This window comes from Streptomyces sp. NPDC057877 (assembly GCF_042796855.1).
GTDB lineage: Bacteria > Actinomycetota > Actinomycetes > Streptomycetales > Streptomycetaceae > Streptomyces.
In genome coordinates, this window is record NZ_JBHVMS010000015.1 from 56,873 (window position 1) to 75,231 (window position 18,359).

An 18,359-nucleotide genomic window follows, 5' to 3' on the forward strand; every position below is an offset into this window, starting at 1 on the left:
TCTGAACCCCTGACTCCTCCCTCTGTCACCCCCATTGACACCCATTACAGCCGCCCCTAGCTTTGCCGCAAAGTTACCGGGGGGAGTCCGAAACTTTCGGTTACGCCAGGTCTCGGTACCCCGCGCCATCGGGAGGCCCATGCATGAGCACTTCCGCGACATCGGCTCCACCACCCGGCACCCAGGACCCACCGCCGAAGGAGGCCAAGCCCGCCGCGCCGCGGCCGTCCGCGCGCACCAGCTGGCGGCGGGCCCTGCGCCGGGACTGGCAGCTGTACTCGCTGGCCGTCCTGCCGCTGCTGTTCTTCCTGGTCTTCCGCTATCTGCCGATGATCGGCAACGTGATCGCCTTCCGCCGCTTCGAGCCGGGCGGATCGATCCTCGGCGAGCAGTGGGTGGGCCTGCGCTATGTGGAGATGTTCCTCAGCGACCCCACGTTCTGGCAGGTCTTCCGCAACACGCTGTGGCTCGGCGGGCTCACCCTGCTGTTCTGCTTCCCGATCCCGATCGTGCTCGCCCTGCTCCTGAATGAGGTGCGCCGCGGCGCCCTGAAGCGCTTCGTGCAGTCGGTGTCGTATCTGCCGCACTTCCTGTCGATCGTGATCGTCGCGGGCATCACCCTCCAGATGCTCGCGACGGACGGCCCGATCAACCACGCCCTGGGCTGGTTCGGTCACGACCCGATCCGTTTCATCCAGGAGCCGGAGTGGTTCCGTACCATCTACGTCGGCTCGGAGATCTGGCAGACCGCGGGCTGGGGCACCATCCTCTACCTCGCCGCGCTCACCACCATCGACGAGGACCTCTACGAGGCCGCGCGCATCGACGGCGCCAACCGCTGGCAGCAGATCTGGCACGTCACCCTGCCCGGCATCCGCCCCACCATGATCACACTGCTGATCCTGAACATCGGCACGTTCATGGCCGTCGGCTTCGAGAAGGTCCTGCTGCTCTACAACCCGCTGACCTATCCGACCGCCGACGTCATCTCGACGTACCTGTACCGCACCGGCCTCGAGTCCAACAGCTTCAGCTACGCCGCCGCCATCGGTCTGTTCGAGGCGATCATCGGGCTGGTGCTGATCACCTCGGCCAACCAGCTCTCCCGGCGCACGGTGGGGACGAGCCTGTGGTGAGACCGAGCCGCTCCTACCGGGTCTTCCAGGGCGTCAACGGGGTGATCCTCAGCCTCGTCGTGGTGGTCACCCTGTACCCGTTCCTCAACATCGTCGCCCGGTCCTTCAGCGGGGAGCGCCAGATCCGGGCCGGTGAGGTGACCCTGTGGCCCAAGGGGTTCGACCTCACCACGTACGAGATCGTCTTCAAGGACTCGATGTTCTGGCGGAACTACGGCAACACCGTGCTCTACACGGTCGTGTCCACCGCCATCGCGATGGTCCTGACGACCTGTTACGCCTACGTCCTGTCGAAGAAGCACCTCAAGGGGCGCGGACTGCTGGTGGGCATCGCGGTGTTCACCATGTTCTTCACCGGCGGACTGATCCCGAACTACGTGCTGATCACCAGCCTCGGCCTGAAGAACACCATCTGGGCGCTGGCCCTCCCCAACGCCATCAGCGTGTTCAACCTGCTGGTGATGAAGGCCTTCTTCGAGAACCTGCCGACCGAGCTGGAGGAGGCCGCGCAGATCGACGGGCTGAGCACGTACGGCATCCTGCTGCGGATCGTGCTGCCGCTGTCGAAGGCGGTGGTGGCGACGATGGTGCTGTTCTACTCGGTGTCCTTCTGGAACTCCTGGTTCGGCGCGTTCCTCTACATGGACCGCTCGGAGCTGATGCCGGTCACGGTCTACCTGCGCAACCTGATCGCGGGCGCCACCGGCGGCGGCAACGCCGGGGCCGCGACGGCGGAGCTGACCCAGGTGGCCGCGAACATCCAGGCGGTGACGATCGTGCTCACCGCGCTGCCCATCCTCTGCGTGTACCCGTTCATCCAGCGCTACTTCGTCTCGGGCGTGATGCTCGGCGCGGTCAAGGGCTGACAGCCGTACCCCCACCATCTGAGGGAGCACCCGATGAACAACGGACCACTGTCACGCCGCCAGATACTCGCCGCCGCGGGATTCGCCTCGCTCGCCGCCCTCACCGGCTGCGGCAGCGGCGACGACGGCGGCGACCCCAAGGACCTCAGCAAGAAGCAGAACGGCGCGATGAAGAAGTACCGCGTCGGCGACCAGTTCAAGGCCGCCAAGCCGCTGTCCTTCTCGGTGCTGCACAACGACAACCCGACCTATCCGATGAAGGGCGGCTGGCTGTTCTGGAAGGAACTCACCCGCCGCACCGGCATCACCCTCAAGCCCGTCAACGTCCCGCTCAGCGACTACGAGAAGAAGCGCAGCCTGCTCATCGGCGCGGGGGACGCGCCGGTGCTGATCCCCAAGACCTACCACCCCTCCGAGGTCGCCTTCGTCTCGTCCGGCGCGATCCTCCCGGTCAGCGACTACACCCACCTCATGCCCCACTTCCGGGACACCGTCAGGAAGTGGCGGCTGGAGCCCGAGCTGGACTCCATCCGGCAGTCCGACGGCAGGTCCTACCTCCTGCCGGGCCTGCACGAGAAGGTCAAGTCCGGCTACTCGCTGGCGCTGCGCACCGACGTCCTGGACCGGCTCGGCCTCACCGCGCCCACCACCTGGGACGAGGTGTACGACGTCTTCAAGGCGATCAAGGCCGAGTACCCCGACCGCTATGTGTTCTCCGACCGCTGGAGCACCAACACCCCCTTCCCCGCCGGTGCCCTGATGCGCTACCTCGGCGGGGCGTACGGCGTGAAGGCGGGCTGGACCTACGCCAACACCACCTGGGACACGCGGCAGGAGCGGTTCGTCTTCACCGGCGCCACGGACGCCTACCGGCAGGTCGTCGAGTATCTGCGCAAGCTGGTCGCCGAGAAGCTGATGGACCCCGAGAGCTTCACCCAGACCGACGACGAGGCCGTGAAGAAGCTGCTGTCCGAGCGGTCCTTCGCGATCAGCGCCAACCCGCAGGAGCTGGTGCAGAACTACCGCTACAACCTCTCCAAGCAGGTCGAGGGCGCCACCATCGACATGGTGCCGGTGCCGCTCGGCCCCGCCGGACCGGTCGTCCTGGGCGGCGCCCGGCTGGAGAACGGCGTGATGATCTCCAGCAAGGCGCTGGACGGCGACGACTTCGTGGCGCTGATGCAGTTCGTGGACTGGCTCTGGTACTCCGACGAGGGCCAGCGGTTCTGCAAGTGGGGCATCGAGGGCGCCACCTACACCCGCTCCGGCGCCGCCTACGAACCCGCCGACGGCATCAGCCTCATGGGCTCCGACCCGGACGCCCCCAAGGACCTCCAGAAGGACTACGGCTTCTTCAACGGCGTCTTCACCTACGGCGGCAGCTGGGACCTGGTCTCCTCCTCCTTCGGCCCGGACGAGAAGGAGTTCGAGGACGCCATGTCCCAGCGCGAACAACTCCCCGTCGACCCGGCCCACCCCCTCCAGTCCCACGAGCAGGAACAGGCCACCCTCTGGGACACCCCGCTCAAGGACCACGTCACCCAGAACACCCTCCAGTTCGTCCTCGGCAAGCGCCCGCTGTCCGAGTGGGACGCCTATGTCTCCGAGCTGAAGGCCAAGAACATGGACCAGTTCATCGACCTGCACAACACGGCGTATGAACGGTTCCGGAAGGAGCACGGATGATCCACGTCCCCGCCGAGCCCCAGGGCCGGTTCCCCGACGCCTGGCGGAGTTGCGTCGGCACCGGCCGCCTCGACCTCGCCCTGCGCCGCGACTACCAGGACTCGCTGAGCCTCCTCCAGCGGGAGATCGGCTTCCGCTACCTGCGCGGCCACGGCCTGTTCAGCGACGGCATGGGCATCCACCGCCCCTACGACTGGCAGGGCGCCCGGCACGTCCACCACAGCTTCACCTACCTCGACCAGGTCTTCGACGCGCTCCTCGACGTCGGCATCCGCCCGTTCCTCGAACTCGGCTTCACACCGTCCGAGCTGGCCTCCGGCGACCACACGGTCTTCTGGTGGCGCGGCAACGTCACCCCGCCCGCCGACGCCAAGGAGTGGGCCGCCCTGGTCCGCGCCACGCTCACCCACCTCATCGACCGCTACGGCCTCGACGAGGTCCGCACCTGGCCCATCGAGGTGTGGAACGAACCCAACCTCCCCATGTTCTGGCTGGACGCCGACGAGGCGGCGTACCACCGGCTCTACGAGATCACCGCGCACACCGTGAAGGAGGTCGACGCCGGTCTCCAGGTCGGCGGCCCCGCGATCTCACCCGGCGCCGACGAGTGGCTGACCGGATTCGCCGAGTTCGCCGACCGGCGCCAGGTCCCCGTCGACTTCGTCTCCCGGCACGCCTACTCGTCCGGCCCCGGACAGCACGTGCCGTTCGGCACGTACCAGACCCTCGCGCCCGCGAGCGACCTGCTCGACCAGTTCGCCGCCCCCCGCCGAGTGCTGAAGGGCACCTCCCTCGGCGAACTCCCCGTCCACATCACGGAGTTCAACTCCTCCTACTGCCCCGACAACCCCATCCACGACACCGCCTTCAACGCCGCCTACCTCGCCCCGGTCGTCACGGGCGGCGCCGAGCACGCCGACTCCTTCTCCTACTGGACGTTCAGCGACGTCTTCGAGGAGGCGGGCGTACCGACAGCCCTCTTCCACGGCGGCTTCGGCCTGCTCACCCACCGACAGGTGCGCAAACCGACGTACCACCTGTACGCCTTCCTGGCCCGGTCGGGCGAGGAGTTGCTGGCCCGCGGCGACGACCACCTGGTCACCCGGCACCGCGACGGCCGGGTGACGGTGCTGGCGTGGGCGCCGGTGGACGCGTCCGGCGAGACGCCCGGACCCGACGGACACACCCTCCGACTGTCGGTGCCCGTCGGCGGGGGACAGGCCTTCGTACGCCGCTCCTCCGTCGACGAGGAACGCGGCAACGCGCACACCGCCTGGCGGCACATGGGCAGCCCCCGCTCCCCGAAGCCCGCCCAGCTCGACATCCTCCACGAGGCGGCGGAACCGTCCCGCTCCCACGCCCGCGTCCCGGTCGCCGAGGGCCGGGCGGAGCTGACCCTCACCCTGACCCGCAACGAGGTCACCCTCGTCGAACTGTCACCGGTCTCGGACGAGGCCCCGCCCTGGTGGGACGAGGGCCGCCTGCTCGGCCGGAAGCCCGCACCATGACCACGACGACGGACTTCGGCGCGGGACCCCTGTCCCGCGCCGCCGCCCTGATCCACACCCTCGTCACCGTCGAGGCGCTGCTGCTCCTCGCCGCCTCCCCGGGCCTGGCCGGACTGTTCCTGCTGGGCCCGGCGGACGCCGCCAACCTCCCCCTGGCCGCGCTCTGCCTCCTTCCGCTCGGCCCGGCCCTCTCCGCCGCCCTCTACGCCCTCCACCACCGCGACCGCGACCTCACCGACCTCCACCCGGCCCGCGCCTACCGGCGGGGCTGGCGGCTCAACGCGCTGCCCGCGCTGAAGCTGTGGACCCCGTTGCTGGCCTGGCTGACGGTGATCGCCTTCACGCTCACCCACTTCTCCGCCACCGGCCTGCCCGGCTGGTGGGCGGTGCTGCTGGCCGTGGTCGGCGCGGGGTCCCTGCTCTGGGGTGCCCACGCCCTCGTCCTGACCTCCCTGTTCGCCTTCCGCGCCCGTGACACGGCCCGCCTCGCCGCGTACTTCCTCTTCCGGCACGTCCGCGCCACCCTCGCCGCGGCGTCCCTGCTGGTCCTGGCCGCCACGGCGACCGCCTTGCTGACCGAGGCCCTGCCCGCCCTGCTGGCGGCCCCGCTGCTGCTCTCCCTGCTGCACGGCAGCCGCCCGTTGATCGCCGAGACCGAGGAGGACTTCACGGCATGACCGCCCCCCGCACCCTCAAGATCCCCTACGGCGGCGACTACAACCCCGAGCAGTGGACCGAGGAGGTGTGGGACGAGGACCACCGCCTGTTCACGCGGGCCGGGATCGACACGCTGACGGTCGGCGTCTTCAGCTGGTCGCTCACCCAGCCGGGCCCGGACACGTACGACTTCACCGTCCTGGACCGGATCCTCGCCCGCGCGGCGGCGGAGGGCCGCGGCGTCTGCCTGGCCACCGGCACGGCCGCCGTCCCGCCCTGGCTGGCGAGACGCCACCCCGAGGTCAACCGCACGGACTTCGAGGGCCGCCGCCACCGCTACGGCCAGCGCCACAACTTCTGCCCCAGCTCACGGGCGTACCGCGACCACGCGACCCGCATGGCTGGCCACCTCGCTGACCGCTACGCCGACCACCCGGCCCTCCTGGCCTGGCACATCAACAACGAGTACGGCGGCGCCTGCTACTGCGGCCTCTGCGCCGACGCCTTCCGCGCCTGGCTGCGCGACCGGCACGGCACCCTCGACGCCCTCAACGACGCCTGGTGGACCACCTTCTGGTCCCACCGCTACACCGACTGGGACGAGATCGAACCCCCGAGCGCCCTCACCGAACACTGGCGCGGCCCGGACCACACGGCCTTCCAGGGCATCACCCTGGACTACCACCGCTTCACCACGGACGCCCTCCTCAACTGCTTCCGCGCCGAGCAGGAGGCGATCCGCCGCCACGACCCGGCGGCCCCCGTCACCACCAACCTCATGGGCCCCTACCGCCCCCTGGACTACCACCGCTGGGCCCCGCACCTGGACTTCGCCTCCTGGGACAACTACCCGCCCCTGGACGCCCCGCCGACCCGCCCCGCCCTCGGCCACGACCTGATGCGCGGCCTCAAGGACGGCGCCCCCTTCTGGCTGATGGAACAGACCCCGTCCACCACCGCCTGCCGCGACGTCAACCCCCTGCGCCGCCCCGGGGAACTCCGCCTCGCCACCTTCCAGGCCATCGCCCACGGCGCCGACGCCACCCTGTACTTCCAGCTACGCGCCTCACGCGGAGCCTGCGAGAAGTACCACGGCGCGGTGATCGGGCACGCGGGCCGCGCCGACACCCGCGTCTTCCGCGAGACCGCCGCGCTGGGCGAGGAGCTGACCCGCCTCGGCGCCGCGACGCTGGGCGCGCACACCCCCGCCCGCACCGCGCTGATCTTCGACTGGGACAGCTGGTGGGCCCTGGAGTTCTCGGACGGCCCGTCCCGCCTGGTCCGCTACCTGGACGTCGTCCACGCCTACTACCGGGCGGCTCGGGAGGCCGGTGCGGACGTGGACGTCACCCCGCACACCGCCGACCTGGGCCGCTACGACGTGGTCCTCGCCCCGGCCCTCCACATGATCAAGGGCGACCTGGCCGCCCGCCTGGAGGCCGTCGTCGCCAGGGGCGGCACGGTGCTGGCGACGTTCCTGTCCGGCCGCGTCGACGAACACGACCGGGCCTTCCGGGCCGACGTGCCCGGCCCGCTGGCCCCCCTGATGGGCATCAGGGTCGACGAATGGGACGCGAGGCCGGAGGAGTTCGAGCAGACGGTCCCCGAACTGGCGGCCAAGGCCCGGCTGGTCTTCGAGATCGTGCACCTGACCGGCGCCGAGCCGATCGCCACCTACGGCACCGACTTCTACGCGGGCACCCCGGCCGTCACCCGCAACCGGTACGGCGACGGCGGCGAGGCCTGGTACGTCGCCACCGCCCTCGACCAGCCCGGCGTCGACACGGTCGTCCGCCGCGTCCTGACCCGGCACGGTCTGCTGGGCCCGTACGCGGACCACCGGACCTTGGAGACGGCGACCAGGGTCACCCCGGAGGGCACCCGTCTCCTCTTCCTCCTCAACCACGCCCCCGCACCGGCGTCATTGACGGCCGCGTGCACGTCCGTCGACCTCCTGACGGGCAAACGGACCGAGGAGGGGGAGCCGTTGACCCTCGACCCGTACGGGGTGGCCGTCCTGCGGCTTCAGTAGATGCGCCGCCCCCGCGCGTCCGGCACGCCCGACTTCCGCGAGAAGTAGCTGTTGATCTGGTCCCGCCACTCCCGGGCCGACCGGAGCTGCTCCTCGTACCGCTCGGCCACGCGCGCGTGCCGCGCCGCGTCCACGACGTCAGCCAGCGAGGTCCACACCTCCCGAGCCGCCTCCACCTCCGCCACGCCCTCGAAGTGCGTGTCGTAGACGTGCTGGATGACGGTTCGGCCGCTGTGCAGAACATGCTCGTACGGCACGTGGTGGAAGAACAGCAGCAACTCGTCGGGACAGGTGCGCGGCGACTCGTAGACGTCGGCCCACACCTTGGCGTACTGCGCCGCGTACCCGGTGCCGGTGGCCGCGCTGCGGTCGACGCCGACACCGTCGCGGTCGGCGAAGTGGTAGGTGCCCCAGGGGCTGTACTCGTAGCCGTCGACGCTGGGCCCGTAGTGGTGCCCCGGCTGCACCATGAACCCGACCCCGAGGGGAGCGGTGTACTTCTCGTACGTCCGCCAGGAACCGTCGAGCACGGCGTGCAGGCCGCTGACCAGCCGCTCGGGGGCGTCCGGGAAGGTCAGCGCGATCCACTCGCCGAGCACCGCGCGCGGGTCCGCGCCCGGGTCCCAGGCGAGCCGCCCGAAGGTGTAGAGGTTGGCCTGGGCGAGGGGGTGCCCGGTCCAGTAAGGGTCGTCCCCGACGTTGGACACGGCGACGAGCCCGTCCGCCAGACCGCCGACCGCCGTCTCCCCGTCCGGCCGGAACCGCAGCACCTCACTCCACATCGGCCCCAGCCAGCACACGTGCCGCTGCTGTCCGGTGTACTCCTGGGTGACCTGCAACTCCACCGCGAGCCGGGTGCGGGGCATCGCGCCGATGACGGGGGACACCGGCTCCCGCACCTGGAAGTCCATCGGCCCGTGCTTCACCTGGAGCACGGCGTTCGCCGCGAACTCCCCGTCCAGCGGCGCGAAGTGGTCGTGGGCGGCCCGCGCCCGGTCGGTGGTCCGGTCCCGCCAGTCCTGTCGGTGGTCGTAGACGAAGGCCCGCCAGTGGACCGTACCGCCGTACGGCTCCAGCGCGGCGGCCAGCATGTTGGCGCCGTCGGCGTGGCTGCGGCCGTAGGCGAAGGGGCCCGGCTGGCCCTCGGAGTCGGCCTTGACGACGTAGCCGCCGAAGTCGGGGATGGCGTCGTAGACGCGGGCGGTGGCGTCGGCCCACCAGCCCTTTACCCCGGCGTCCAGGGGATCGGCGGTCGGCATTCCCCCCAGCACCATCGGCGCGGCGAAGGTGACGGAGAGGTGGGTGCGGATGCCGTAGGGACGGAACAGCTCGGCGAGAGCGGCGACTTCACCGATCCTGTCCGTGAGCAGGTGTGCCTCGACCTCATGCACGTTGACGTTGTTCACGGCCACGGCGTTGATCCCACAGGCGGCGAGCAGCCGGGCGTACGCCCGTATCCGTTGGGGTTCTTCGCGCGCCCGCCCGTCGGCCCAGAACAGCGACCCGCCCGCGTATCCCCGCTCCACCTGGCCCATGACCGGGTGCACGGCGACGTTGTCCCAGTGGTCGAGCATGCGCAGGGGAAGGGCGGGCCGGTGCGTCTCGGGGGCCCGCTCACCCTGGAAGGCGCCCTCTCCCAGCCGTACGAGGTGGAAGAGACCGTGCAGAAGCCCCCGTTCGCCCGGGGCCGTGATGGTCGTCGTGGCGTTCGCGCGGGCATGGGTGAAGGACTCGTCGCCCCACCCGGCGCCGCCGACGTCCAACACGAGACCGTAGGAGGCAGCCGCGTCCGCCCCACGGCCGCCCCGCTCGACCGACCCCCCGAACCGAGCGCAGGCCTCCGCCACCTCCCCGTACACGGTGTCCACCAGCGGACCCCCGGCTCCCCGGATCAGCGTCCGCCGGGCACCCACGGCGCTCAAGGCGGCGGGGGGCAGCCAGGCTGGGTCGGTGCCTGCGTCTTGGGCATCCATCACCCGAACAAGGTATCGGGCCTGCGTCTACGCGGTGGCGACCGGGAAGGTGACGTCCGCTGAGCCCAGGACCCCGTAGAGCCGTGGCCACAGCGGCATGAGTGGTTCCGCCGCGCGGGCGCTGGACAGGTCCCCGAGGTCGGTGACCTGGTCGGGGACCCAGCCGAAGGACCGCAGCAGAGCCGTCACCTCCGTCGTGGCGTGGTCGTCGTCTCCGCTGAGGAACACGTGGTGATGGCCGGGGATCTCCCCGTCCTCATCCTCCGTTCCCAGACGTCCGGCGTGGGCCCGGGGGCGGCCCCGGGGCCCACGCCGTCGTGCTCTGCCGAACCCGGTGCCGGGTTCACGCGCCGTTCAGTTGCTGTACTGCGGATCCGGTCTCCGGTTGGGGTCCGAGCAGAAGTGCCCGGTGGCCGGGTCGACGCCGGGGTCCCACACGAGGTAGCCGATGCCCCAGGGGTTGCCTCCGTGGAGGTTGCCGGTCGTCCCGCAGGGCCCGTACGGAGTGTCGTTCGCCGCCGCGTCCGCCGTTGGACCGCTGCACTTCTCGGAGTTGCCGTCGTGCACCGGCCCGGCGAGCCCGGAGCGCTCGCCGAGCAGCTTGGCGGCCCGGCCGTTGCGGTGGAGGTACTGGCTCGGCATGAAGCTGTGCCGTAGCAGGGGCTGCGCGCTGCCCTGCTTGTAGGCGTGGCCGTCGGTGCCGCACTCGGGTCGCCGGGAGTCGTCCGAACCGCGGTGGGACCAGCCGCTGTTGGAGCAGCCCGTCCGCACGGGTGGGGTGCCGGTCGGCACGTCGTCGATGATCATCGCGTTGGACGGGAGGCCCGTGGTGGCGCAGTCGGGCGGGTAGGCCGTGCCGTCGGCCTGTTCGGCGTCGTAGGTGGGGGAGGGGAAGCGGAAGAACTCGTTGCCGCAGGAGTAGGTGCAGTCGTCCTTCCACCGCACCGGCTCGTGGAACCAGCACTTGAAGTCACTTCGCGTGCAGGGCCCCGGTCCGGCGTCGTTCGACGCGCCGTCGCCGATGAGACCGGCCGCGCACTGGTTGACTTTCGCTCGTCGACGCTGGGCACCGGGAGTTCCCAGTAGGGAAAACCCTCGTCCGTCATACACGCCTTGATGAGTTTCTGCTCGGCGCGCTCGATCTCGATGACCTCCTCATGGGCCAGGTCCCGCACCCGGGAGCCGGAGACGGACTCCCACGGTCGCGGTTCCTCAGCGCTCCACGGCGGCGTCCGCATGCCCGCCCTGCTGCAGTTCCGCGTTGGCGGACAGGTGCGAGAAGTAGGTGAAGGCGAGCCGCGTGAGGGGCGAGTCGGGCCCCAACGGGACCGCGGTGATCTCGCGCAGAGCCCGGTCGGGGATCGCGAGCGCCGCGCGGGGGAAGCGCAGGAAGTAGTGGTCGAGGCTGCGGTCGTCTGGAAACTCGCTGTCCACTCCTCAGATCCTCCCCCGTACGGACGTGACACGGTACGGACATCGCTTCCCTGCCCGCCTCGCTGGTACCTGGACCCGGGCGAGGAGTGCACGTACTGGTGCCACGTGTACAACGGGTCCGGGAACTCGTGGACCTTCGGCCGTGCCACCGTGAGCGGCAGGTACGGCCGGGTCTATGACCCGCACCTCGCCAACTGCGGCTCCGAGGTGCTGTGCCCGTGACGGCGCCGGACACCTGACCGGGCGAAGGGCGGGGCTGCGGAGCGACGACTCCGGAGCCCCTTCAGTCCTTCAGGAACGCGAGCCGCGGATCCGTCAGGTTGGGCGCGATCTCGATGACCTCCGCCGTCACGACGTCGTGGACCACGAACGGGTCCTCGGCGACCCTCGCCTGGAAGTCCTCCAGCGTGGTCCCGGTGGCGAGCACCGCGCCGCCCTGTCCGGGCTGGATGCTTCCCACCAGCAGGAAGACACCGTCCTCCACACCCCGGCGGATCCAGTCCTGGTGGCCCGCCATGTGCTCGGCGGCGGCGGGCTTGTTGGCGGAGAAGCGAAGCAGGGCGACGTACACGAAGGTCTCCTCATCGACAGGGGCAGGAGGGAGAAGGGCCGCGGAGGGCCAGGAGAGGGCGGCTCAGCGCTCGCCGTCGGCGGAGGTGTGAGCGGCCACCCGCTCACTGAGCCAGGTGGTGATCCGGTCGGCCTCGCGGTGCACGAAGTCGCCGTCGTGGAACGCGTTCGACAGCGTGGCGACGCCTTGGCTGAAGGCCAGGACGTGCATCGCGGTGTCGTCGGCCGCCTCCGCGTCGAACCCGAGGCCCTCGAACTGCTCGCGCAGCCAGGTGCGGAACAGTTCGAAGACGCCCACGGCGTGCGTGCGGGAGGGATGGTCGAGCTTGGCGAGTTCGTTCGTCAGGGTGCCGACCGGGCAGCCGTAGCTCTCTATCTCGCCGCGGTTGGTGATGACCATCTCGACGAACCGCCGCACGCGGGCGAGCGGGTCCGTCGAGCCGTCCGCCCATTCGGCGAGCATCCTCCGCGTGCTGACCAGCCGGGCCTCGATCACCGCTTGGAGGATCTCGTCCTTGGTCTTGAAGTGGTAGTAGAAGTTGCCCCGCGAGATCCCCACCGTCTCCGCGATCGTCGCGAAGGACGTCGGCTCGAAGCCGCGCTGGTAGAACAGGCGGTTCGCCGCGTCGACGATCTGCTCGCGCGTTCCCACGACGACCCCTCACGTCCGGTGACCGTGTCTAGGACGAGTGTCCTAGACGACAGTCGGCACTCTAGGACATCCGTCCTAGCCCGGCAAGGAGGGGCGCAGAAGCCAGAGGCCCCGGATGGAATCCGGAGCCTCTGGATCAGCCGATGGCGAGGGAACGGGGTGACCTAGGCGAGGAGTTCCACCTCCGCGATCGTCGCCTCACCCTCCAGGACCAGGCGGTACTTCCCGTACGCACCCGGCTGCCCCACCGTGAACGCGCGTACCTGGCGGTCCCAGGCGAAGGACTCGCCGGAGCGTTCGTCCAGGGTCCGCCACTCGGTGCCGTCGTCGGAGCCCTGGAGCTTCCAGCCGGTCGGGGCCTTGGCGCGGTCCGTCGGGGAGGTCAGCGTGTACTGGACCGCCTTGGCGGCGGACGGCACCGGCAGCTCCACGGCCGTCGTCACGGCCGCCTCCGTCGCCGACGTGTCGTCGAACAGGGCGCCCTCGCCCTTCAGGACGTCCGCGCGCGGGTTCGGCTCGCGGTTGCCCTTGGTGAGGGAGACCGGGCTCGCCTCGTCGCCCGTGCCCCACGACGACGGCCGCGGGCCCATGTCGAACTCCAGTACCGCGCCCTTGGCGAGGAGGGAGTGCGGCAGCGCGGTCGAGTGCCAGCTGCGGCCGTTGACCTTCAGGCCCTGTACGTAGATGTTCTTGGCGTTGTTCTTCGGGGCGCGGACCACGAGGTCCTCGCCGTTCTCCAGGTGGACGGTCGCCTTGGTGAACAGCGGGGAGCCGATGGCGTACTCGCCGCTGCCCATCACCAGCGGGTAGAAGCCGAGGGCGGAGAAGAGGTACCAGGCCGACTGCTCGCCGTTGTCCTCGTCGCCGTGGTAGCCCTGGCCGATCTCGCTGCCGGTGTAGAGGCGGGTGAGCACCTCGCGGACCTTCTCCTGGGTCTTCCAGGGCTTCCCGGCCGCGTCGTACATGTACGCCGCGTGGTGGGCGACCTGGTTGGAGTGGCCGTACATGCCCATCCGCACGTCCCGCGCCTCGGTCATCTCGTGGATGACACCGCCGTAGGAGCCGACGAACTCGGGGGAGGCGGTCTCCGGGGTGGTGAAGTACTCGTCCAGCTTGTCCGCCAGGGCGCCCCGGCCGCCGTAGAGGTTGGCGAGGCCGCGGCTGTCCTGCGGGGCGGTGAAGGCGTAGCCCCAGCCGTTGGTCTCGGTGTAGTCGTGGCCCCACACGCGCGGGTCGTACTCCGAGGACTTCACCCGCCAGTTCCCCTCGGCGTCACGGCCCTGGAAGAAACCGGCCTGCGAGTCGAAGAGGTTGACGTAGTCCTGGGCGCGGTCGGCGAAGTACTGCGACTCCTCCTGGTAGCGCTTCTCGCCGGTCTCCCGGTACAGGGCCTGGCCCATCCTCGAGATGCCGTAGTCGTTGAGGAAGCCCTCCAGCGCCCAGGAGAGGCCCTCGTGGGTGGCGGTGCTGGTGTAGCCGAGGAAGGGCGAGGTCGCCATGCCCTTGCGGCCGACGCCCGCGGACGGGGGCACGACCGTCGCGTTCTTCACGGCCGCGTCGTACGCCGCCTTGGCGTCGAAGTCGACGCCCTTGACGTAGGCGTCCGCGAACGCCACGTCGGAGGAGGTGCCGGTCATCAGGTCCGCGTAGCCGGGGGACGACCAGCGCGAGGTCCAGCCGCCGTCCTTGTACTGCTGGACGAAGCCGTCGACCAGCTCACCGGCCTTCTTGGGGGTCAACAGGGAGTACGCGGGCCATGTCGTGCGGTACGTGTCCCAGAAGCCGTTGTTGACGTACACCTTGCCGTCGACGATCTTCGCGCCGGTGTGGGTGGGGGTGTCGGGGTTCGGCATGGGGGAGAAGGGCGAGGCGTACTGGTACTTGCCGTCGACCTTCTCGAAGCCGGAGTTGGGGTACAGGTAGAGGCGGTACAGGTTGGAGTAGAGGGTGGTCAGCTGGTCCGGGGTCGCGCCCTCCACCTCGACCTTGCCGAGGAGGCGGTCCCACTGGCGCTGGGCGGCGTCCCGTACGGCCTCGAAGGAGCGGCCCTCGGGGATCTCCTGGCGGAGGTTGTCCTTCGCCTGGTCGACGCTGATCAGCGAGGTCGCCAGGCGCAGGGTCACCGTGCGGTCGGCGCCCGCGTCGAAGCGCAGGTGGCCCTTGACGCCGCTGGACGCCCCGTCGGTGACCGGCTTGTCGAAGGTGCCGTAGACGAAGAGGCGGGTGGCGCCGGTGGACAGGCCGGACTTCACGTCCGAGTAGCCGGTGAAGGTGCCGCTGTCCTTGTCGAGGGTCAGGCCCGCCTGGTCGGTGACGTTGTCGAAGAGGACGCTCGCGTCGTCGCCGGGGTAGCTGAAGCGCATCATCGCGGCGTGGTCGGTGGGCGTCATCTCCGCCTTGACGCCGTTCTCGAAGCGGACGCCGTAGTAGTGCGGGCGGGCCGTCTCGTTCTCGTGGCGGAAGGGGAGGGCGCGGGCGGTGCGTGCGGTATCCGGTGTACCGGATACCGCCGACGGCATCACCTGGAACGTCTGCCGGTCGCCCATCCACGGGCTCGGCTCATGGCTCGCGCTGAACGCCTGGATGGTGGTCAGGTTGTCCGCGTTGTTGGCCCGCGCGTAGTCGTACAGCCAGCTCAGCGAGCCCGCGTTGGTCACCGGCGTCCAGAAGTTGAAGCCGTGCGGCACCGCGGTCGCCGGGAAGGTGTTGCCGCGGGAGAAGCCACCGGTGGAGTGGGTGCCCCGGGTGGTGACCGCGTAGTCGGACAGGTGTGCCTTCGGCTTCTCGGGGGCGACGGTCTTCAGTGACACGTCGTCGATCCAGCCGCGGAACTTCGCCGGGCCCTTGGGGGAGTCGTATGCCAGCAGTATGCGGTCGACCGTCTTCCCCGCCGCGACCGACCCGATCCGGGAGACCACGTTGTTCCACTGGTTGACGTACAGCACCTTCGAGGCGCCCTGCCCCTTCGGGGTGAGCGGGAAGCCGTGCTGGTCGGTCGCCTTCAGCTCGCTCAGCGAGGTGCCGTCCGTGAACACCAGGTCCATGGCGACGTTCGTGGCGTCGTAGTCGAGGTCGCCGTCCGCCATCGACGGGAAGATCTTGTACGCCAGCTGGGTGTCGCGCCCGACGGGCACGTTGACGTCGAAGATCCTGTTGTACGAATACGCCCTGCCGTCGGCTGTATGCCGTCCGGCGTAGCGCAGGGCCCGCTTGCCGGTGAAGCCCGCCCCGGCCTTCGCGGTCGGCGACCCGGTCGGGCCCCGGTCCGTCAGCGACAGCATGTCCGGCGGAACCGGCCCGTCCGCGCCGCCGACGGAGAACTGGACATCGGCGAGCTGGGTGATGCCCGAGGCGCCGTTGTTACGGGTGATCTCCAGCCGGAAGTGCCGGAACTCGGCCGGTTCGGCGAGGTCGAAGGTCCTGGTCTGGAAGCGCTCGGCGAAGGTCTCGCCCTCGCGGGTGTCCAGGGTCCGCCAGGTGGTGCCGTCCGCGGAACCCTTCAGGGTCCAGTCCCGTGGGTCACGGGTGGCGAAGTCATTGGCCGAGGTGAGCGCGTACGTCACCAGCTTCACCGGCTCGCTCAGGTCGAACTCCACCCAGCCGGTGGACTGGAAGACCAGCCACTTGGTGCTGGGCTCCCCGTCGACGAGGTTCTCCTTGACCTCGCCCGCGCCGGAGTTCTCGCCGTTCGCCCGTACGTCGGTGACCTTGTCGGTCACATTGCCCGGGATGCCGCTGCTGTAGCCGCCGTCGACGCCCGAGGCGCGCTTGGTGCCGTCGGAGGCGGTGTCGACGGTGTTCCGCCAGTCCGGCGCCGGGTCGTCCGCCTCGAACGAGGACGCGAACTCCCCGCCGGGTGCCGTGGGGGCCTCGGGCAGGGCGACCGCCGCGCCCGGCGTCCCCACGGCCATGACAAAGGCGGCCGCGCACACGACCGCCGTACTCCATCCGGGCCCAACTCTGTGCCGAGTTCTGCGTTGCATACCTGAGTACCTCTCTGCGCTGCGGACAACGTTGTCACCTTCGGTGCGCAAGGATCAGTAGGGGCTCAAGTGCACAGCTATGTCAAGGGTGTTGCCTGGGGTATTAGGGGTCAATGTCATGGATTTTTCCGGCAAGCCACCCACAGCGGGCTCATATTTCCGCGAGGTCTCAACTCGGAAAAGACCCATGGCCAACCTTGCATTCGATCTTGCTCCGTTGGCGGGAAGTGGACTATACCTGTCGGCACTTCGCATGCACGGCACTTCCTGCACGGCTTCCTGTAAGACCCTGCTTGACCCCACCGCGGTGCCGGGGAGGATCCGGTTCACCGCCTGAGTCCTGGAAGAAGGCGAGGACTTGAGCATGGGATCCACTTCCGCCGAGAACAACGGCCCCGACCGCACCGGCGTCACGGGTGTCGGCCGCCGTGCCCTGATCAAGCGGTCCGCGGCACTGGGCCTGGTCTCCGTACCCGCGATGAGTTTCCTGTCCGCGTGCGCGAGCGGCGGGGGCGACGACTCCGGTGACGACAACGCGCAGGGGAAGGTCTCCAAGGAGAACCCCTTCGGGGTGAAGGACGGCAGCAAGCTCGACGTCGTCATCTTCAAGGGCGGCTACGGCGACGACTACGCCAAGGCCTGGGAGGCGGCCTTCCAGAAGCAGTGGGGCGTCACCTCCAGCCACACCGGCACCCAGGAGATCACCGGCAAGCTGCAGCCCCGCTTCAACGCGGGCAACCCGCCGGACATCGTGGACAACTCCGGCGCTCAGAAGATCAAGATCGATGTGCTCTACAAGAACGGCCAGCTGCTCGACCTCGCCGAGGTGCTGGACGCCCCGTCGGTCGACGACCCGTCGAAGAAGGTGCGCGACACCGTCATCCCCGGCACCCTCGACCCGGGCCTCCAGGAGGGCAAGGTCGTCGCCCTCAACTACATCTACACCGTGTGGGGCCTGTGGTACTCCGGCAAGCTTTTCGCCGACAAGGGCTGGGAGGAGCCGCAGACCTGGGACGACTTCCTCGCCATCTGCAAGGACGCCAAGGCGCAGGGCATCGGCGGCCTCGCCCACCAGGGCAAGTACCCGTACTACATCAACGTCGCCATCATGGACCTGATCGCCAAGAAGGGCGGTCTGGAGGCCATGAAGGCCATCGACAACCTCGACCCCAAGGCGTTCGTCGGCTCCGACGCCGCGCAGGCCGCCGTCGAGGCGGTCTACGAGGTCGTCGAGAAGGGCTATCTGATGCCCGGCACGAACGGCCTGACCCACACCGAGTCGCAGACCCGCTGGAACCAGTACAAGGCCGCCTTCATCACCTCCGGCTCCTGGCTGGAGAACGAGCAGCTGAAGCAGACCCCGGACGACTTCGACATGAAGTTCCTGCCGATGCCGCTCCTCGAGGGCAGCGCGATGCCCTTCGAGGCGATCCGGGCCGGTTCCGGGGAGCCGTTCATCATCCCGTCCAAGGCCAAGAACCTGCCCGCGGCCAAGGAGTTCATGCGGATGATGCTCTCCAAGGAATGGTCGACGCTGTTCGCCAAGGAGGCCAACTCGCTGACCATCCTCCAGGACGGCGTCGACCCGAGCGTGCGGCTGCGGCCGGGCACCCAGTCCACGGTCGAGGCGTCCAAGGCGGCCGGTGACAACACCTTCCGGTACCTGTACACCGAGTGGTACAGCGAGATGGACACCGCGATCCAGAACGCGTCCAACGAGCTGATGGCCAAGCGCATCCAGCCCAAGGAATGGCTGAAGCGGGCCCAGGATGCCGTGAACGAGGCCGCGAAGGACCCCGCCGCCAAGAACAACCGCCGCGAATAGCAGCAAGGGGGGCCGCAGGTCACCGTCCGGAACACCA

General features: G+C 69.6%; 14 protein-coding genes. 7 read left to right on the forward strand and 7 right to left on the reverse strand.

Annotation, left to right across the window (positions count from 1 at the left end):
- The first annotated feature begins 143 nt into the window (after nt 1–143).
- From ACFVQG_RS35765 to ACFVQG_RS35790, 6 genes are read left to right on the forward strand one after another with little or no spacing between them, the layout of a single operon-like run.
- Nucleotides 144–1,136, forward strand: coding sequence for an ABC transporter permease (locus ACFVQG_RS35765; RefSeq protein WP_383391931.1), 993 nt, complete (start codon nt 144–146; stop codon nt 1,134–1,136).
- Nucleotides 1,130–2,002 carry a carbohydrate ABC transporter permease gene (locus ACFVQG_RS35770; protein WP_383391934.1) on the forward strand — a complete coding sequence of 291 codons (873 nt, stop codon included), beginning with the start codon at nt 1,130–1,132 and terminating at the stop codon, nt 2,000–2,002. The genes ACFVQG_RS35765 and ACFVQG_RS35770 overlap by 7 nt, the downstream gene beginning before the upstream one ends.
- 33 nt (nt 2,003–2,035) lie before the next feature.
- Nucleotides 2,036–3,688 (forward strand): extracellular solute-binding protein, encoded by a 1,653-nt coding sequence (locus tag ACFVQG_RS35775; RefSeq protein WP_383391937.1) that lies wholly within the window; start codon nt 2,036–2,038, stop codon nt 3,686–3,688.
- Nucleotides 3,685–5,196, forward strand: coding sequence for a xylan 1,4-beta-xylosidase (locus tag ACFVQG_RS35780; protein WP_383391940.1), 1,512 nt, complete (start codon nt 3,685–3,687; stop codon nt 5,194–5,196). Before ACFVQG_RS35775 ends, ACFVQG_RS35780 begins: the two co-directional genes overlap by 4 nt.
- The gene (locus ACFVQG_RS35785; RefSeq protein WP_383391942.1) at nt 5,193–5,873 is read left to right on the forward strand and encodes a hypothetical protein; all 681 of its coding nucleotides are present in this window, start codon (nt 5,193–5,195) and stop codon (nt 5,871–5,873) included. The genes ACFVQG_RS35780 and ACFVQG_RS35785 overlap by 4 nt, the downstream gene beginning before the upstream one ends.
- On the forward strand, nt 5,870–7,885 hold the full coding sequence (locus ACFVQG_RS35790; protein WP_383391944.1) for a beta-galactosidase: 2,016 nt from the start codon (nt 5,870–5,872) through the stop codon (nt 7,883–7,885). Before ACFVQG_RS35785 ends, ACFVQG_RS35790 begins: the two co-directional genes overlap by 4 nt.
- On the opposite strand, the gene ACFVQG_RS35795 is transcribed toward ACFVQG_RS35790, so the two are convergent.
- From ACFVQG_RS35795 to ACFVQG_RS35825, 7 genes are all read right to left on the reverse strand, one after another.
- Nucleotides 7,879–9,858 carry an alpha-glucuronidase gene (locus ACFVQG_RS35795; protein ID WP_383391947.1) on the reverse strand — a complete coding sequence of 660 codons (1,980 nt, stop codon included), beginning with the start codon at nt 9,856–9,858 and terminating at the stop codon, nt 7,879–7,881. The two genes, ACFVQG_RS35790 and ACFVQG_RS35795, sit on opposite strands and share 7 nt — an antisense overlap.
- Before the next feature lie 27 nt (nt 9,859–9,885).
- Nucleotides 9,886–10,086, reverse strand: a complete 201-nt coding sequence (locus tag ACFVQG_RS35800) for a hypothetical protein (RefSeq protein ID WP_383391950.1) — start codon at nt 10,084–10,086, stop codon at nt 9,886–9,888.
- 126 nt (nt 10,087–10,212) lie between these two features.
- A complete protein-coding gene (locus ACFVQG_RS35805) occupies nt 10,213–10,803 on the reverse strand; it encodes a hypothetical protein (protein WP_383391952.1) in 591 nt (196 codons plus the stop codon).
- Between the two features lie 267 nt (nt 10,804–11,070).
- A complete protein-coding gene (locus ACFVQG_RS35810) occupies nt 11,071–11,292 on the reverse strand; it encodes a hypothetical protein (protein WP_383391954.1) in 222 nt (73 codons plus the stop codon).
- Nucleotides 11,293–11,575: 283 nt separating this feature from the next.
- A complete protein-coding gene (locus ACFVQG_RS35815; RefSeq protein WP_383391957.1) occupies nt 11,576–11,863 on the reverse strand; it encodes a YciI family protein in 288 nt (95 codons plus the stop codon).
- A 63-nt stretch (nt 11,864–11,926) separates the two neighbouring features.
- Nucleotides 11,927–12,514: a TetR/AcrR family transcriptional regulator gene (locus ACFVQG_RS35820; protein ID WP_383391959.1), complete on the reverse strand. Its 588-nt coding sequence runs from the start codon at nt 12,512–12,514 to the stop codon at nt 11,927–11,929.
- 164 nt (nt 12,515–12,678) lie between these two features.
- Nucleotides 12,679–16,497, reverse strand: a complete 3,819-nt coding sequence (locus tag ACFVQG_RS35825; RefSeq protein ID WP_383391963.1) for a GH92 family glycosyl hydrolase — start codon at nt 16,495–16,497, stop codon at nt 12,679–12,681.
- Nucleotides 16,498–16,861: 364 nt separating this feature from the next.
- On the opposite strand from ACFVQG_RS35825, the gene ngcE reads away from it, so the two are divergent.
- Nucleotides 16,862–18,322 (forward strand): N-acetylglucosamine/diacetylchitobiose ABC transporter substrate-binding protein, encoded by a 1,461-nt coding sequence (ngcE, locus tag ACFVQG_RS35830; RefSeq protein WP_383391966.1) that lies wholly within the window; start codon nt 16,862–16,864, stop codon nt 18,320–18,322.
- Nucleotides 18,323–18,359 lie beyond the last annotated feature (37 nt).

Excerpts from the sequence above, each read along its gene's own strand:
- ACFVQG_RS35795 (WP_383391947.1), bottom strand. The coding sequence starts at position 9,858 with ATGGATGCCCAAGACGCAGGCACCGACCCAGCCTGGCTGCCCCCCGCC.
- ngcE (WP_383391966.1), top strand. The coding sequence starts at position 16,862 with ATGGGATCCACTTCCGCCGAGAACAACGGCCCCGACCGCACCGGCGTC.
- ACFVQG_RS35775 (WP_383391937.1), top strand. The coding sequence starts at position 2,036 with ATGAACAACGGACCACTGTCACGCCGCCAGATACTCGCCGCCGCGGGA.
- ACFVQG_RS35780 (WP_383391940.1), top strand. The coding sequence starts at position 3,685 with ATGATCCACGTCCCCGCCGAGCCCCAGGGCCGGTTCCCCGACGCCTGG.
- ACFVQG_RS35825 (WP_383391963.1), bottom strand. The coding sequence starts at position 16,497 with ATGCAACGCAGAACTCGGCACAGAGTTGGGCCCGGATGGAGTACGGCG.
- ACFVQG_RS35790 (WP_383391944.1), top strand. The coding sequence starts at position 5,870 with ATGACCGCCCCCCGCACCCTCAAGATCCCCTACGGCGGCGACTACAAC.
- ACFVQG_RS35785 (WP_383391942.1), top strand. The coding sequence starts at position 5,193 with ATGACCACGACGACGGACTTCGGCGCGGGACCCCTGTCCCGCGCCGCC.
- ACFVQG_RS35765 (WP_383391931.1), top strand. The coding sequence starts at position 144 with ATGAGCACTTCCGCGACATCGGCTCCACCACCCGGCACCCAGGACCCA.